The 12980-nt window shown below is 67.0% G+C and carries 14 protein-coding genes; 8 read left to right on the forward strand and 6 right to left on the reverse strand.

The window, feature by feature from the left end:
• Positions 1 to 50: 50 nt before the first annotated feature.
• Positions 51 to 530 carry an Lrp/AsnC ligand binding domain-containing protein gene (locus ABRP17_RS10665; RefSeq protein WP_188325943.1) on the reverse strand — a complete coding sequence of 160 codons (480 nt, stop codon included), beginning with the start codon at positions 528 to 530 and terminating at the stop codon, positions 51 to 53.
• A 148-nt stretch (positions 531 to 678) separates the two neighbouring features.
• Between ABRP17_RS10665 and ABRP17_RS10670 the strand changes: the two genes are divergently transcribed.
• Both ABRP17_RS10670 and alr read left to right on the forward strand, forming a co-directional pair.
• Positions 679 to 1986 (forward strand): D-amino acid dehydrogenase, encoded by a 1308-nt coding sequence (locus tag ABRP17_RS10670; RefSeq protein WP_349984673.1) that lies wholly within the window; start codon positions 679 to 681, stop codon positions 1984 to 1986.
• Positions 1965 to 3035: an alanine racemase gene (gene alr / locus ABRP17_RS10675; RefSeq protein WP_349984672.1), complete on the forward strand. Its 1071-nt coding sequence runs from the start codon at positions 1965 to 1967 to the stop codon at positions 3033 to 3035. Before ABRP17_RS10670 ends, alr begins: the two co-directional genes overlap by 22 nt.
• 60 nt (positions 3036 to 3095) lie before the next feature.
• Here alr and ABRP17_RS10680 read toward each other — a convergent pair whose 3' ends face one another.
• Positions 3096 to 3668: a DUF3016 domain-containing protein gene (locus tag ABRP17_RS10680; protein ID WP_349984671.1), complete on the reverse strand. Its 573-nt coding sequence runs from the start codon at positions 3666 to 3668 to the stop codon at positions 3096 to 3098.
• Between the two features lie 197 nt (positions 3669 to 3865).
• On the opposite strand from ABRP17_RS10680, the gene ABRP17_RS10685 reads away from it, so the two are divergent.
• Together ABRP17_RS10685 and ABRP17_RS10690 are read left to right on the forward strand one after the other, a co-directional pair.
• Positions 3866 to 5896 (forward strand): ATP-binding protein, encoded by a 2031-nt coding sequence (locus ABRP17_RS10685; protein WP_372486752.1) that lies wholly within the window; start codon positions 3866 to 3868, stop codon positions 5894 to 5896.
• Between the two features lie 46 nt (positions 5897 to 5942).
• Entirely contained in the window at positions 5943 to 6239 is a 297-nt protein-coding gene (locus tag ABRP17_RS10690) for a DUF3247 family protein (protein ID WP_188325948.1), read from the forward strand.
• Positions 6240 to 6287: 48 nt separating this feature from the next.
• On the opposite strand, the gene ABRP17_RS10695 is transcribed toward ABRP17_RS10690, so the two are convergent.
• Positions 6288 to 6551 carry a hypothetical protein gene (locus ABRP17_RS10695; protein WP_188325949.1) on the reverse strand — a complete coding sequence of 88 codons (264 nt, stop codon included), beginning with the start codon at positions 6549 to 6551 and terminating at the stop codon, positions 6288 to 6290.
• A gap of 163 nt (positions 6552 to 6714) precedes the next feature.
• Here ABRP17_RS10695 and ABRP17_RS10700 point away from each other — a divergent pair, with 163 nt between their 5' ends.
• Genes ABRP17_RS10700 through ABRP17_RS10710 form a run of 3 tightly spaced genes read left to right on the forward strand, consistent with a single transcriptional unit; the run spans position 6715 to position 9154 of the window.
• The gene (locus tag ABRP17_RS10700; protein WP_192081099.1) at positions 6715 to 7773 is read left to right on the forward strand and encodes a class I SAM-dependent methyltransferase; all 1059 of its coding nucleotides are present in this window, start codon (positions 6715 to 6717) and stop codon (positions 7771 to 7773) included.
• Positions 7770 to 8471: a pseudouridine synthase gene (locus ABRP17_RS10705; protein ID WP_188325951.1), complete on the forward strand. Its 702-nt coding sequence runs from the start codon at positions 7770 to 7772 to the stop codon at positions 8469 to 8471. Before ABRP17_RS10700 ends, ABRP17_RS10705 begins: the two co-directional genes overlap by 4 nt.
• Complete coding sequence (locus tag ABRP17_RS10710) at positions 8468 to 9154, forward strand: HAD family phosphatase (RefSeq protein ID WP_349984670.1); 687 nt, start codon at positions 8468 to 8470, stop codon at positions 9152 to 9154. Before ABRP17_RS10705 ends, ABRP17_RS10710 begins: the two co-directional genes overlap by 4 nt.
• Positions 9155 to 9250: 96 nt before the next feature.
• Here ABRP17_RS10710 and fabB read toward each other — a convergent pair whose 3' ends face one another.
• Positions 9251 to 10459 carry a beta-ketoacyl-ACP synthase I gene (fabB, locus tag ABRP17_RS10715; RefSeq protein ID WP_349984669.1) on the reverse strand — a complete coding sequence of 403 codons (1209 nt, stop codon included), beginning with the start codon at positions 10457 to 10459 and terminating at the stop codon, positions 9251 to 9253.
• Positions 10459 to 10974 carry a 3-hydroxyacyl-[acyl-carrier-protein] dehydratase FabA gene (gene fabA, locus ABRP17_RS10720; protein ID WP_188325954.1) on the reverse strand — a complete coding sequence of 172 codons (516 nt, stop codon included), beginning with the start codon at positions 10972 to 10974 and terminating at the stop codon, positions 10459 to 10461. Before fabA ends, fabB begins: the two co-directional genes overlap by 1 nt.
• A gap of 193 nt (positions 10975 to 11167) precedes the next feature.
• Here fabA and dinB point away from each other — a divergent pair, with 193 nt between their 5' ends.
• Positions 11168 to 12253 carry a DNA polymerase IV gene (gene dinB / locus ABRP17_RS10725; RefSeq protein WP_349984668.1) on the forward strand — a complete coding sequence of 362 codons (1086 nt, stop codon included), beginning with the start codon at positions 11168 to 11170 and terminating at the stop codon, positions 12251 to 12253.
• Positions 12254 to 12284: 31 nt separating this feature from the next.
• Here the strand turns inward: dinB and ABRP17_RS10730 are convergent, their stop codons facing one another.
• Positions 12285 to 12923 carry an NAD(P)H-binding protein gene (locus tag ABRP17_RS10730; protein WP_349984667.1) on the reverse strand — a complete coding sequence of 213 codons (639 nt, stop codon included), beginning with the start codon at positions 12921 to 12923 and terminating at the stop codon, positions 12285 to 12287.
• Positions 12924 to 12980 lie beyond the last annotated feature (57 nt).

The following is a 12980-nucleotide window of genomic DNA, read 5'->3' on the forward strand; positions in this document are numbered from 1 at the left end:
GTGGGAGCGAGGAAAGGGTGCCGGCCAAGGGCCGGCACTGCCGCATCCGGTCAATCAGGAATCGGCAGGCTCCACGTCTCCTTGACCTCTTCCATCACGATGTAGCTCTTTGATTCGCGCACATGCGGCAGGGTCAGCAAGGTGCTGCCCAGCAGCTTGCGGTACGACGCCATCTCGCTGATCCGTGCCTTCAGCAGATAGTCGAAATCCCCCGACACCAGATGGCATTCCAACACGTTGGGCAGCTTCAGCGCCGCGCGGCGGAACTCCTCGAAGATGTCGCCGGACTTGTACGCCAGGCTGATTTCCACGAAGACCAGCAGGCTTGCCTTCACCGCCGCGGGGTCCAGATGCGCGTGGTACCCGGTGATGACCGCCTCGCGCTCCAGCCTGCGCACCCGGTCCGTACACGGCGTCGTCGACAGCCCGACGCGTTCGCCCAGTTCAGTGAAGGAAATACGGCCCTCCGCCTGCAGGATGCGCAGTATTTTTCGGTCAATTTTGTCGAGGTCGCGGATACGCGTGGCCATCGGGTCACCTGCGGAGTATGGATTTCAGGTAAATATCCTGATCTGCTTTCAAAAAACGCGCAAATTCACTGGTTTGTGCTGACTATACTTCTCCGAATAGGGTCCCAGCGTGCCTGTACGCAGGGAATGATCGGGTTGGAGAAGTCTCATGCGCGTTCTCATCCTTGGCAGCGGCGTCATCGGCACCACCAGTGCCTGGTACCTGCGCCAGGCCGGTTTCGACGTCACCGTGCTCGACCGTCAGCCGGGACCGGCGCTGGAGACCAGCTTCGCCAATGCCGGCCAGCTCTCGTTCGGCTACACCTCACCGTGGGCGGCGCCGGGTGTGCCGCGCAAGGCGATCGGTTGGCTGTTTGAAAAACACGCGCCGTTGGCGATCCGCCCGGGCATGGACCTGGCCCAGTACCGCTGGCTGTGGCAGATGCTGCGCAACTGCACGCACGAGCGCTACGCGATCAACAAAGCGCGCATGGTGCGCATGTCCGAGTACAGCCGCGACTGCTTGAACCAGCTGCGCGCGGAAACCGGCATCGACTACGAAGGGCGCGAGCTGGGCACCACGCAGCTGTTCCGCACCCAGCAGCAGCTGGACGCGTCCGCACAGGACATCGAGGTGCTGGCGCAGTACGGCGTGCCGTATGAGGTGCTGGACCGTGCCGGCATCATCGCGGCCGAGCCCGCACTGGCGCACGTGGACGGTCTGGTGGGGGCACTGCGGCTGCCACGCGACCAGACCGGTGACTGCCAGCTGTTCACCCGTCGGCTGGCGGCGATGGCCGCAGCGGCGGGCGTGGAGTTCCGCTACGACGTGGATATCGCCGGCGTGCAGCACGACGGCGACCGCATCACCGGCGTGCGCGTGGACGGCAAACTGGAAACCGCCGATCACTACGTGGTGGCGCTGGGCAGCTACTCGCCGGCCTTGGTCGCCCCCCTCGGGCTGGACCTGCCGGTGTACCCGCTGAAGGGCTACTCGCTGACCCTGCCGATCACCGACCCGGCCATGGCGCCGACGTCGACGATCCTGGATGAGAGCTACAAGGTGGCGGTCACCCGCTTCGACAACCGCATCCGCGTAGGCGGCATGGCCGAGGTCGCGGGTTTCGACCTGTCCCTGTCGCCGCGCCGCCGCGAGACGCTGGAATTGGTGGTGCGCGATCTGTATCCGAAGGGCGGTGACCTGTCGCGCGCCGAGTTCTGGACCGGGCTGCGCCCGGCCACGCCGGATGGCACGCCGGTGGTGGGCGCCACGCCGTTCCGCAATCTGTTCCTCAACACCGGCCATGGCACGTTGGGCTGGACGATGGCTTGCGGCTCGGGACGCTACCTGGCCGACCTGATGAGCGCGCGCCAGCCGCAGATCAGCACGGAAGGGTTGGATATTTTCCGCTACGGCGGCAAGGCCGTTCCGGCATCGCACAGGGAGAGCCTGCAATGCGCCCCGCACGTGCGTTGATCGACCTGGAAGCGCTGCGCAGCAACTATCGGCTGGCGCGGGAGCTGGGCGGTGGCAAGGCGTTGGCCGTGGTGAAGGCCGATGCCTACGGACACGGTGCGGTGCGCTGCGCGCAGGCGCTGGAAAGCGAGGCCGATGGCTTTGCGGTCGCCACCATCGAAGAAGCGCTGGAGCTGCGCGGGGCAGGTATCCGCGCGCCCATCCTGCTGCTGGAAGGGTTCTTCGAGGCCAGCGAGCTGCCGTTGATCGCCGAGCATGGCCTGTGGACGGCCGTGGGCGCGCCCTGGCAGGTCGAGGCGCTTGCTGCGTTCGCATCGCCGGTACCCTTGACGGTGTGGTTGAAGCTGGACAGCGGCATGCACCGGCTCGGTCTGGACGTACCGACGTTCCGCGCCGCGCACTTGCGTCTGTCCGCGTTGCCGCAGGTGGGCGAGATCGTGCTGATGACGCACTTGGCGCGCGCCGACGAGCTCGACAGTGAACGCACGCATGAGCAGGCGGCGCTGTTCGCCGCGGCGATTGACGGCCTGGCGGGCCAGACCAGCGTGTGCAATTCGCCGGCCCTGCTGGGCTGGCCGGATGTGCGCAGTGACTGGGTAAGGCCGGGCCTCATGCTGTACGGCGCCAATCCCCTTGCCGTCGGTTCGGACGTCATCGCACGGCTGCGGCCGGTGATGACCATGTGCTCCAAGGTCATCGCCGAACGATGGATCGAGGCCGGCGAGCCGGTGGGCTACGGGGCGCGCTTCGTTGCCCCCCAGCGCACCCGGGTAGGGGTGGTGGCGATGGGATACGCCGACGGCTATCCCCAGTTCGCTCCGAATGGCACGCCGGTGGTGATCGACGGGCAGCCCGGTGAAGTCATCGGCCGGGTATCGATGGACATGCTGACCGTGGACCTGACCCGGCACGCAGCGGCGGGCGTGGGTAGCGAGGTGCAGCTGTGGGGTGGGCAGGCGCTGTCACTGTCCGAGCTGGCGCCGCGGTGCGGGGTGAGCGCGTACCAGCTGCCGTGCGCGGTCAAGCGGGTAAGGCGCGAGTACTGCTGAGCCGCGATGGGCTCGGCGCCTTCCACGCTTGGCGTGGAAGGCCCATGCCCCAGGATCCGCTCAGTTGGCGGCGATCCGTTTGGCCAGGTCGCGGCGCACCCAGTCGTCGATGAGCTTCTTTTCGTAGCGCAACGGGTCGCTGCTGCTGTGCAGGCCCACGCTGCCGTGCAGGTAGCCGCTGTCACGCAGCGCGGCTTCGCCCTGGTCGATCACGGTGCCGTCCGCCCCTTTCAGGGTGTAGGCCAGGGTGATCCGGGGTGGATAGATGTCACGCATGATGCGGATGTCGCTGGCCCGCGGACCCTGCCATGGCTCGAAATCACCGGCACGCTTGATGTCCACGAAGGTGACATCCAGCAGCTGGCCGGGCTGCAGGCTCTTGCTGGCGGTCTTGCGCGTGTACTCGGCCAGTTGCTGTACCCAGTTGCCACGCTCGGCCTCGAACCGGTTGGTGCTGTTGCGCAGTTCGGCGAACCCGCTGGGGTCGTTCCACTTCACGCTGACCGGGCCGTCGGCTTCCAGTGCGCGCGGCGCCTGGGGATCAGTAACGGTACGCGGCGCCGCCGTGGCGGTGATCGCCGCGGTAGCAAGCAAGGTGGCCAGCAGCAGCCGGGGTGTCGAGAGGCGGGTCATGACCTGGCTCCAGCGCCGCAGGCGGCGCAGTGGGTGTGCGATCCAGTGTGGGCCTGTCGTCGGGGCCGGACAAGGGCCCGGCGGTCGCAGACGGTCCGCGCTCATGGGCAATTCATCGCCTGATACGTGACCGTTGGCGCTTGACGCTGCGAATACGCAGTCTGGACCATGCTGTGCTGACTGTTCCCAGGCTGACCATGCCCTTGTCCTCTCTCGATACGACCGTGGAAACCCCGTCCCGCCCGGCTGTGCCCAGTGCTGCGGACCACCACCGGCATGTGCTGGAACGCATGTATGCGGGGTTCTGCGTGATCAAGGTGCTGTTCGAGAACGAGCGGCCTGTGGATTACCTGTTCCTTGAAGTGAACGATTCCTTCGCCCGCCATACCGGTCTGATCGATCCGGTGGGCAAGCGCATGTCCGAGCTGGAGCCTGGCCACGAAGCGGACTGGTCCCGCATCTACGGCCGTGTCGCCCGCACGGGCCAGCCCGCCCAGTTCGAGATGGAGGCGCGGGCGCTGGGCCGCTCGTACTCCGTCGATGCGGTGCAGGTCGGGGCAGCGGGCGATGATACGGTCGCGGTGTTGTTCTTCGACGTCAGCGCACGCAAGCAGATCGAGGGCGAGCTGGGCGAGAGCGAAGCGCGTTTCAGTGCACTGGCGGATGGATTGCCGATGCCGGTGTGGGTGCTGGACGAGCTCGGCCATTCGCGGTTCGTCAACAGTGCGTTCACCGAGTTCTTCGGCGGCGAAGAAAGCCGCCTGCCGGAAGACGTGTGGCGGGGACTGGTGCATCCCGACGATGCGTCGGTGTTTGAGTACGAACTGCGCGAGGCGCTGTCGGCGCAGCGCTCGATGCAGACGCTGGTACGGGCGCGTCGCGCCGATGGCGAATGGCGCTGGCTGGAGATGAACGCACGTCCGCGGTTTTCCCGTCAGGGTCACTTCGTCGGCCTCGCGGGCAGCAGCCCGGATGTCACCGAACGCCGGGAGATCGAACTGGCGCGCGAAGAGCTGCTGCAGTCCGAGCGCGCAGCACGCAGCGCGGCAGAGAACACGGCGCGGCTGAAGGACGAGTTCCTGGCCACGTTGTCACACGAGCTGCGTACGCCGTTGACCACCATCCTGGGCTGGAGCGAGCTGCTGCTGCAGCGGGTCGAGGCGGACAGTCCGCTGCGCAAGGGCCTGGGCGTGATCGCCAGCAGTGCCAATGCGCAGAAGCGCCTGATCTCGGACATGCTGGATCTGAGCAGCATGCTGCTGGGCAAGGTACAGCTGGAAGTGGAAGTGCTCGATCTGCGCGACCAGCTGAACGAGGCGCTAGGTGCGCAGGAGCTGGTGGCAGAGGGCAAGGCGCTCGACGTCAGCATCGAGCTGCCGGATCGTCCCTGCCTGGTGCTGGGCGATGCGACACGCATGCAGCAGGTGTTGTGGAACCTGCTGTCGAACGCGATCAAGTTCACCCCGGCCGAGGGCTTTCTGAAGCTGCGGCTGGAAGACCTGCCCGACGGCTGGCAGGTAACCGTGCAGGACAGCGGCGATGGCATCGCACCGGAATTCATCGGCCACCTGTTCGGACGCTTCCGCCAAGCCGACGGAACCACCACGCGACGCCATGGTGGACTTGGCCTCGGCCTGGCCATCGTGCAGCAGCTGGTGGAGCTGCATGGTGGCACGGTGTCCGCTGCCAGCGAAGGCCACGGCCATGGCGCGACCTTTACCGTGCGGCTGCCGCGCTATGTGCAGGACCAGGGCTCGCGCCCGCTGCGCGAGGTGATCAGTGGCGGCCCCATCATCGAGCGCGTGGTGGAGCCGTATCCACTGCGCGGCCTGCACGTGCTGGCCGTGGAAGACCAGGTGGAAGTGCTGGAATACCTGCGCCGCATGCTGGAAGAGCAGGGTGCAGCGGTAACCGCTGCGGCGTCCGCCGGCGAGGCGCTGGCATTGCTGGACGAGAACCGCCACGAACGCTTTGATGTACTACTGACCGATATCGGCATGCCAGGGATGGACGGCTACGGCTTGATTCGTACGCTGCGCGAGGACATGGCCGTGGATGCGGCGGCGTTGCCTGCCGTGGCGGTGACCGCACTGGCACGCGCGGATGATCGACGCCGTGCGTTGGCGTCCGGGTTCCAGGAGCATGTAGCAAAGCCGTATTCGGTGGCGCAGCTGGTGGCCGCTGTGCGGCACGTGCAGGTTCCCGCCACGCAGGCCGCGTTGCACTGAGTTTTCACGACCCATCAGCGACGCTGCAGGCAGGAGGTACCTACTCATGTCCAGAACCGCCCCACGTATCCATACCGACCCGGCGCGCATTGCCGCGCTGGAAGCCTTGATTCCCCGCCTCGATGGCGACTCACGTGTGCAGCTGATCCTCGATGACGGCCGCCGTGTGCTGGGTACCGTCGCGGTACGCCCGACGATCCAGCAGTATCGCGATGAAGCCGGCGATGAAGGCAGCAATGGCCAGCTGCGGCTGGATGATCTCGATACGCCCGCCCAGCAGCACAACGTGTGGTTGGACGAGATCGTCGAGATCCGCGACCTGCCCCCGGTGACGGGGCGCTAGCGCAACCACACAGGGACGGGCCGTTGGACGGCCCGCTCCCGCTGGGGATCAGTGTTCGAACGGTGTTGCGGTTGCTTCGAAGCGGCGCTCGTAGGCGCGCTCGTCTGCGACGCGGCTGATCTCCTCATCAGCCAGATCCGGTGCCCCATAAACCGCATAGGCAACGCTGCCATCGCCGGTCTTGCCGACCTGATGCAGGCGGTAGCGGGCATGTCCACCGCCGGTATCTTCGGGATAGTGCACGGGCGGCTGACTGCCCTCCAGGTCCATTTCACTGTTGTCGACCACGCCACCGACGAACAAGGCACGCATGCGGTATCTCCAAGGATTGCGGGGGTGCCCCTACCCTGACCGCTGGGGTGTTCGCGTTGCATCAAGGGGATGTTGGGTTTTCGCAAAGCGGACGGTCAGCAAGCCGGTGGCGCGGAGCCGCTACAATGGTCGCCCCCTGAAGATTCCAAGGCTTACGTGCCCGATGGCCGCCCGCGACGACGCCCCGCTGCAGACCTTGTTCCTGCCCTTGTCCCAAGGCCTGCTGCGCTGGCCGCAGGGGCCGGCGGCCTTCCTGCGCGCGCGCGATGGCTGGCCATTGCGTGAGCAGGCGCAGGGTCGGGAGGTCATCTGCGAACAGAGCTTCGCCCCCTTCGCACAGGCCCTGGAGGCCGGTGGCTTCGAGGTTGCCGCCGAACTGGGTGCCGAGCAGGCGGGCCGCTATGCGTTGGTGCTGGTCCTGCCGCCGCGCCAGCGCGACGAAGCGCGCGCGCTGTTCGCCCGTGCGCTGACCCTGCTGGCACCGGGCGGGGTGATCGTCGCCTGCCAGCACAACGATGAAGGCGCACGCTCGGGCGAGGGCGACTTCAAGCAGTTGACCGGGCTGGGCGGCAGCCTGACCAAGCACCATTGCCGCGTGTACTGGAGCGCCCCTGCAGCGGGTCAGCACGACGAGGCGCTGGCCAAGCGCTGGGCGGCACTGGATACCCCGCGCCCGATCCTGGGCGGGCGCTTCATCAGCCGCCCCGGAGTGTTCGCGTGGGACCGTACGGACCCTGCGTCGGTGCTGCTGGCCGAGCATCTGCCCGCCGATCTGGCCGGGCGTGCGGCCGACCTGGGCGCCGGCTACGGCTATCTGTCGCGCGAACTGCTGGAGCGCTGCCCCGCCATCAGTGCGCTGGACCTCTATGAAGCGGAAGGTCGCGCGCTGGACCTGGCGCGGTTCAACCTGGCCGAGCCGCCGCGTGCGCTGCCGGTGCAGTTCCTGTGGCGCGACGTCACCGCCGGCATCGAGCCGGGCTACGACGTGATCATCAGCAATCCGCCCTTCCACACGCCCTCGCGCGAGAACCGGCCGGACATCGGCCAGCGGTTCATCGCCGTGGCCGCGCAGGCGTTGAAGCGGGGCGGCCGGTTGTTCGTGGTCGCCAACCGTCACCTGCCCTACGAAAACGTGCTCAACGACAGCTTCGGCACCGTGCGGGTCGTGGCCGAGCGTGATGGGTTCAAGCTGATCGAGGCGGTGCGCGGAGGCAGCCGGTGAAGCTGGTCAAGCTGATCGCAAACCTGGGCTATGGCAGCCGCAAGCAGGTGCAGTGGCTGTTTCGCGAAGGCCGCGTCACCGATGCGGAGGGCGAGGTCCTGTACGCCGACGATCAAGTGGCGCACGAGGCCATCCGCGTGGACGGCGAGCCGCTGGACGCCCCGGTCGGGTTGACCATCGCCCTGCACAAGCCGCGCGGTGTCACCTGTTCGACCAAGGACAAGGGGCGGCTGGTGTATGACCTGCTGCCGCCGCGCTACCGCGATCGTGACCCGGTGTTGTCCACGGTGGGTCGACTGGACCGCGATACCAGTGGCCTGCTGCTGCTGACCGACGACGGTGGGCTGCTGCACCGGATCATCTCGCCGAAGGCCAAGCTGCCGAAGGTGTATGAGGTGGAGCTGGCCGAGGACCTGCGCGGTGACGAGGCAGGACAGTTCGCCAGCGGCGCGCTGATGCTGGAAGCGGAGAAGACCCCGCTGCTGCCGGCGGAGCTGACCGTGCATGGCCCGCGCAGCGCGACGCTGGTGCTGCATGAGGGCCGCTATCACCAGGTACGGCGGATGTTCGCTGCGGTCGGCAACCACGTCGACGCGCTGCACCGCAGCCGTGTGGGTGGGCTGGGACTGCAAGGACTGGAAGAGGGGCAGTGGCGTCCGTTGGATGCGACCGATCTGGACACCCTGTTCGCGCCGTGAGTGAGATTGCCGCTTTGCCGTTCCGCCCTGACGCCGTCATCTTCGACATGGACGGTCTGATGATCGACAGCGAGCGGGTGTCGATTGCCTGCTGGAGCGAGGCATCGGCGGCAATGGGCATCGCGCTGCCCGATGGATTCTTCCTGCAGATGGTGGGGCTGGGCGATCGTGACTGCGAGCGGCTGCTGCTGCAGCATATCGACGAGGCGCGGATCGCCTCCCTGTTTTCGAACTGCCATGACCTGTACGAGGCGCGCACCCAGGCGGGCCTGCCGCTGCGCCCGGGCATCCTGGAACTGCTCGATCTGCTGAAGACGCACGGCGTGCCGCGTGCGGTGGCGACCTCTACCCGGCAACCCCGCGCCAACCGCAAGCTGGGGGCCAGTGGTCTCCTGCCGTACTTCGACGCGGTGGTGACCAGCAGCGATGTGCAGCACCCCAAGCCGGCGCCGGACATCTACCTGTTGGCTGCGCAGCGGCTGGGCAAGGACCCGGCGCGCTGCCTGGCGCTGGAGGATTCGCCCGCCGGCACGCGGGCCGCCGTGGCCGCGGGCATGACCGCCATCCAAGTGCCCGATCTGGTGCATCCGGATGACGGCCTGCGTGCGCTGGGCCACCGCATCGTGGACTCACTGCATGACGTGCGGGCCCTGCTGGTGCCCTGGTTGGCGGCTGCACCCTGAGGCACCGCCGCGCGGTGCGGGGTGACGCCGAGCATGGCTCGGCGCTACCTGGCGCTCCCGTCACGACCGCTATCCGGTTGCGCCCAGCGGATCGGCTCAGACCCGGCCGAACACCAACGCGGCGTTGGTGCCGCCGAAGCCGAAGCTGTTGGACATCACCGTATCCAGCTGCTGCTCGCGGCTCTCGCGCACGATCGGGAATCCTTCCACCTTCGGATCAAGCTCGGTGATGTTCGCCGAACCGGCAATGAACCCATCGCGCATCATCAGCAGGCAGTAGATCGCCTCGTGCACGCTTGCCGCACCCAGCGAATGGCCGGACAGCGCCTTCGTCGACGACAGCGGCGGAATGGCCTCGCCGAATACTTCGCGGATCGCACCCAGCTCGGTGACGTCGCCCAGCGGCGTGGACGTGCCGTGGGTATTGAGGTAATCCAGCGGACGGTCCACGTGTTCCATGGCCATCTTCATGCAGCGCACGGCACCTTCGCCGGACGGAGCGACCATGTCGGCGCCATCGGAGGTCACGCCATAGCCGATCAGCTCGGCATGGATGGTGGCACCGCGCGCAATGGCGTGGTCGTAGTCTTCCAGCACCAGCATGCCACCGCCGCCGGCGATGACGAAGCCGTCGCGGTCCTTGTCATACGGGCGCGAGGCCGTGGCCGGGGTCTCGTTGAAGCCGGTGGACAGCGCGCCCATCGCATCGAACATCACGCTCATCGACCAGTGCAGGTCTTCACCGCCACCGGCGAGCATGATGTCCTGCGCGCCGTGGCGGATCAGGTCGGCGGCCGCGCCGATGCAGTGTGCCGAGGTGGCGCAGGCGGCCGACAACGAATAACTGAGGCCCTTGATCTGGAACGCGGTGGCCAGGCAGGCCGACACCGTGCTGCACATCGTGCGCGGCACCATGTACGGGCCGACCTTGCGCACGCCGCGGCTGCGCAGGATATCGGCCGCTTCCACCTGCCACTCGCTGGAGCCACCGCCGGAACCGGCGATCAGGCCGGTACGCGGGTTGCTCACCTGCTCGGTGGTCAGGCCGGCATCAACGATGGCATCGCGTGCGGCGATGTAGGCGAACGCCGAGGCATCGCTCATGAAGCGCTTGAGCTTGCGGTCGATCAACGCATCCAGGTCCAGGTCCACGCGACCACCGACCTGGCTGCGCAGGCCGGCTTCGGCATGGTCAGGCAGGGCGGTGATGCCGGGGCGGCTGGCGCGCAGGTTGGCCGATACGGTGTCCAGGTCGTTGCCCAGGCACGAGGTGATGCCCATTCCAGTAATGACGACGCGACGCATCAGAAGTTCTCGGTGGAAGTGAAGAGGCCCACGCGCAGATCCTTGGCGACGTAGATTTCGCGGCCATCCACCAGCATGCGGGCGTCGGCCTGGGCCATCACCAGCTTGCGGTTGATGACCCGGGTGATGTCGACTTCATAGCTGACCAGCTTGGCGTCGGGCAGGACCTGGCCGGTGAACTTCACGTCACCACAGCCAAGCGCACGGCCGCGGCCGGGGGCGCCGATCCAGGTGAGGAAGAAGCCGGTGAGCTGCCACATGGCATCCAACCCCAGGCAGCCGGGCATGACCGGGTCGCCGGCGAAGTGGCACTTGAAGAACCAGAGGTCCGGACGGATATCCAGTTCTGCGCGTACCATGCCCTTGCCGTGCGGGCCGCGGTCATCGCGGATGTCGGTGATGCGGTCGAACATCAGCATCGGGTCGTTGGGCAGGCGCCCGGCGCTGGCGCCGAACAGTTCACCGCGGGCGCTGGCCAGCAGCTGGTCGCGGTCGAACGCGTGGAGACGAGTCATGGAAAGCACGATCCTGGAAGCGAAGAACGGGTAATCAAGCGCCCGAGGATGCATGACGGGAATGGTTTCAATCAAACATTTCCACCGTACGCACGCGTAGTGTGTACAGCTGAAAACGCGCATCCTGTTGATGTGCAACGACCATACTTCGGCGTGTGGCCCACCAAGGTCGAATGCCCCCTTTCCCTTCATCATGAGCACTATGCGCAAGATCATCCACGTTGACATGGACGCGTTCTACGCGTCGGTGGAGCAGCGCGATGACCCGTCACTGCGCGGAAGGCCGGTGGTGGTGGCGTGGCGTGGGGCGCGTTCGGTGGTATGCGCGGCCTCCTACGAGGCCCGGGTGTTCGGCATCCGCTCGGCCATGCCGGCACTGCGGGCTGAACGGCTGTGCCCGGATGCCGTGTTCGTGCCGCCGGACTTCGCCCGCTACAAGGCGGTTTCGCGGCAGGTACGCGAGATCTTCCTGCGCCACACCGACCTGGTGGAGCCGCTGTCGCTGGACGAGGCGTACCTGGATGTGACCGTGCCGAAATCCGGCATCGCGCTGGCAACCGACATCGCCCGCGAGATACGCACGCAGATCCGCGACGAGACCGCGCTGACCGCCTCTGCCGGCATTGCGCCGAACAAGTTCCTGGCGAAGATCGCGTCGGACTGGCGCAAGCCGGATGGGCAGTTCGTGGTGACGCCGCAGCGGGTGGATGCGTTTCTGCTGCCGCTACCGGTGAAAAAGGTCCCGGGCGTCGGCGCGGTGATGGAGGGCAAGCTGGCGGCGTTGGGCATCATCACCTGCGGTGACCTGCGCGCCTGGTCGGCGGCGGCGCTGGAGGAAGCCTTCGGCAGTTTCGGCCGCAGCCTGTACAACCGCGCGCGCGGCATCGACGAACGTCCGGTGGAGCCCGACCAGCAGGTGCAGTCGATATCGTCGGAGGACACCTTCGCCGAAGACCTACCGCTGGATGCACTGGAGCCGGCCATCGTGCAGTTGGCCGAGAAGACCTGGACGGCTACGCGCAAGACCGACCGCATCGGGCATACCGTGGTATTGAAGCTGAAGACCGCGCAGTTCCGCATCCTGACCCGCAGCTACACGCCGGAGCGCGCGCCGGAATCAATGGAAGCGCTGCGTGACATCGCACTGGCCCTGCGGGCCCGCGTGGACCTGCCAGAAGACACCCGTTACCGGCTGGTCGGCGTCGGCCTGGGCGGCTTCCGCGAGCGCGAACCCGTCCTGCAGGGTGACCTCTTCCAGAACGGGGACGGAGGGGATTAATCGAAATTAATTCCCTCCGTCCCCGTTTTCGTCAGTAGGCGGCGGTGATGATTTCACGCGGGTGGGCGTTGGTTTCGAGTTCTTCGACAAAGGCGGCGCCATAGTCGGCGTAGCTGATGCGGCTGTGGCCGTCGGCGTCGGTAAGGAACGTCCTGGCCTGTACGCGATAGGTTCCGCGTTCTTCACCGGGGCCGATTTCTGCGGCGGGCGAGAAGAACGTCCAGTCGATGTCCTGCACCGGGCGCAGCTGGGTCAGTGCATCGCGTGCGGCGAGTGCGAAGGGTTTGTAAGCGGCCGGGAAATCCGGTGTGTCGACCAGTTGCAGGCCCGGGGCGACCTCCAGGCTGCCCGCACCCCCCACCACCACCAGCCGCGGCACGTTGGCTTCGCGTGCGGCTGCCACCAGTTGCGCGGCCACGACGGCGATCTGGCCGATGTCATCGCCGGGGCGCGGGCCGTAGGCGCTGGCCAGCACATCGTGTCCACGGATGACGGCGGCGAGTGCGGCGGCATCGTCCAACGGGGCGATGGCCAGGGAGGCGCCTGCCAGCTCGGCGGGGAGCGCTTTTTCACTGCGCACGATGGCCGTTACCTGATGGCCCTTGGCCAAGGCGTGGCGGGCGATCTGGCGACCGATGTTGCCGGTGGCACCGACGAGGGCGATCTTCATGGGGGAGCTCCGTAGCGGTTGGGAGCGATCACTGTAGGCGTCGCCACTGGTTCGAAA

The sequence above is a fragment of the Stenotrophomonas sp. WHRI 8082 genome, from assembly GCF_040223995.2.
Classification (GTDB): domain Bacteria; phylum Pseudomonadota; class Gammaproteobacteria; order Xanthomonadales; family Xanthomonadaceae; genus Stenotrophomonas.

Excerpts from the sequence above, each read along its gene's own strand:
- ABRP17_RS10700 (WP_192081099.1), top strand. The coding sequence starts at position 6,715 with ATGGCCGCCCGCGACGACGCCCCGCTGCAGACCTTGTTCCTGCCCTTG.
- ABRP17_RS10665 (WP_188325943.1), bottom strand. The coding sequence starts at position 530 with ATGGCCACGCGTATCCGCGACCTCGACAAAATTGACCGAAAAATACTG.
- ABRP17_RS10670 (WP_349984673.1), top strand. The coding sequence starts at position 679 with ATGCGCGTTCTCATCCTTGGCAGCGGCGTCATCGGCACCACCAGTGCC.
- dinB (WP_349984668.1), top strand. The coding sequence starts at position 11,168 with ATGAGCACTATGCGCAAGATCATCCACGTTGACATGGACGCGTTCTAC.
- fabB (WP_349984669.1), bottom strand. The coding sequence starts at position 10,459 with ATGCGTCGCGTCGTCATTACTGGAATGGGCATCACCTCGTGCCTGGGC.
- ABRP17_RS10695 (WP_188325949.1), bottom strand. The coding sequence starts at position 6,551 with ATGCGTGCCTTGTTCGTCGGTGGCGTGGTCGACAACAGTGAAATGGAC.
- alr (WP_349984672.1), top strand. The coding sequence starts at position 1,965 with ATGCGCCCCGCACGTGCGTTGATCGACCTGGAAGCGCTGCGCAGCAAC.
- ABRP17_RS10690 (WP_188325948.1), top strand. The coding sequence starts at position 5,943 with ATGTCCAGAACCGCCCCACGTATCCATACCGACCCGGCGCGCATTGCC.
- ABRP17_RS10680 (WP_349984671.1), bottom strand. The coding sequence starts at position 3,668 with ATGACCCGCCTCTCGACACCCCGGCTGCTGCTGGCCACCTTGCTTGCT.
- ABRP17_RS10730 (WP_349984667.1), bottom strand. The coding sequence starts at position 12,923 with ATGAAGATCGCCCTCGTCGGTGCCACCGGCAACATCGGTCGCCAGATC.
- fabA (WP_188325954.1), bottom strand. The coding sequence starts at position 10,974 with ATGACTCGTCTCCACGCGTTCGACCGCGACCAGCTGCTGGCCAGCGCC.
- ABRP17_RS10685 (WP_372486752.1), top strand. The coding sequence starts at position 3,866 with ATGCCCTTGTCCTCTCTCGATACGACCGTGGAAACCCCGTCCCGCCCG.